Source organism: Streptomyces sp. NPDC001634, from assembly GCF_040298185.1.
GTDB lineage: Bacteria > Actinomycetota > Actinomycetes > Streptomycetales > Streptomycetaceae > Streptomyces.
Map to the genome: position 1 here is coordinate 1 of NZ_JBEOZU010000224.1, position 1,541 is coordinate 1,541.

The window sequence follows — 1,541 nt, forward strand, 5'->3', positions numbered from 1 at the left end:
AAAATAGACTAAATTTTTTTGAAGGTTTGTTATTTGGTCTTTTAACCATAAATTTTCCCCCATAAGCCAAAGCACCGTAAAACCGTGTACTTGATAATTTTCTGTCCGTTCTTTTAAACGTTTCATAGAATAGACTATTATCAAATAAATAGACATAAAAAAGAAAAGCGTTTGGAAAGGTTATAATAAACTAGACACAAAGTTAAGAGAAATCGTGGAAAGGTTTATTATGGCAAGAAGAAAATTCGATAAACAATTTAAAAATTCTGCAGTAAAACTCATTCTTGAAGAGGGTTACTCTGTTAAAGAAGTCAGCCAAGAGCTTGAGGTTCATGCCAATAGTCTTTATCGCTGGGTTCAAGAAGTTGAAGAATATGGAGAAAGTGCTTTTCCAGGCAATGGGACAGCCCTAGCTAATGCCCAACATAAGATTAAATTGTTAGAGAAAGAAAATCGTTATCTTCAGGAGGAACTTGAACTTCTAAAAAAGTTCCGGGTCTTCTTGAAGCGAAGCAAGTAAAACGTTTTGAATTTCTCTTGAAACATCATGGGAAGATAAAAATTAAGCATGCAGTAAAAGTTCTTAAGGTTTCTCGCTCAGGTTTCTATGAATACATGCATCGTCGTCCTTCAAAACAACAAGTGGAGAGAGAAATTCTCTCAGAGAAGATAAAAGCTGTCTTTCATGAGCATAAGGGACGCTATGGTGCGGTTAGAATTACCAAGGTACTTCATAATACTGGTATTATGACCAACACGAAACGTGTTGGGAAACTGATGCACTTGATGGGACTTTATGCCAAGGGAAGCCGTTATAAATATAAACATTACAACAGAAAAGGAGCTTCGCTTTCAAGACCCAATTTAATTAATCAGATCTTTAAAGCAACAGCTCCTAATAAAGTATGGCTGGGAGACATGACCTATATCCCTACCAAAGAAGGCACCTTATACTTAGCCGTGAATATCGACGTTTTTTCACGTAAGATTGTAGGCTGGTCAATGTCTTCACGGATGCAAGATAAACTGGTGAGGGATTGCTTCTTACAAGCTTGTGGGAAAGAACATCCTCAGCCTGGCTTGATTGTCCATACTGATCAAGGGAGTCAATATACAAGCTCTCGTTATCAATCTACTCTTCGTCAAGTCGGTGCTCAATCTAGCATGAGTCGTAAAGGAAATCCATATGACAATGCAATGATGGAGTCTTTTTATAAGACGCTAAAGAGGGAGCTTATTAATGATGCTCATTTTGAGACAAGAGCTGAGGCTACTCAAGAAATATTTAAATACATTGAGACCTATTACAATACAAAAAGGATGCATTCAGGTCTTGATTACAAGTCTCCAAAAGACTTTGAAAAATATAATTCTTAAATTCTCTTAACTCCGTGTCTAGTTTTTCGTTGACTTTCCAGAAAAGTCTATATTTTGGGGGTCACTACATTCTTCGGTTCTTTTTATATATTCCTCGAAGGGTCTCCATGCCCTTAATCGTGGAAGAGGCTGTACGGAGACTTTGATAAAATTTATTCCGTCGT

The 1,541-nt window shown here is 36.9% G+C and carries 2 protein-coding genes and 1 pseudogene; 1 reads left to right on the forward strand and 2 read right to left on the reverse strand.

The features are described 5' to 3' along the window. Nucleotides 1-156, reverse strand: a 156-nt coding sequence (locus tag ABT186_RS48260) for a competence protein CoiA family protein (RefSeq protein WP_502973566.1), incomplete at its 3' end; no start/stop codon positions are given. A 73-nt stretch (nucleotides 157-229) separates the two neighbouring features. On the opposite strand from ABT186_RS48260, the gene ABT186_RS47680 reads away from it, so the two are divergent. After that, nucleotides 230-1,377 (forward strand): IS3 family transposase gene (locus ABT186_RS47680; protein ID WP_095559415.1). Its coding sequence is split into 2 segments (ribosomal slippage): nucleotides 230-482 and nucleotides 482-1,377, totalling 1,149 coding nucleotides; the frame shifts between segments, so codons are not numbered across the junction. A 70-nt stretch (nucleotides 1,378-1,447) separates the two neighbouring features. Here ABT186_RS47680 and ABT186_RS47685 read toward each other — a convergent pair. Then, nucleotides 1,448-1,541, reverse strand: a pseudogene (locus ABT186_RS47685) (IS6 family transposase); the annotation flags it as partial.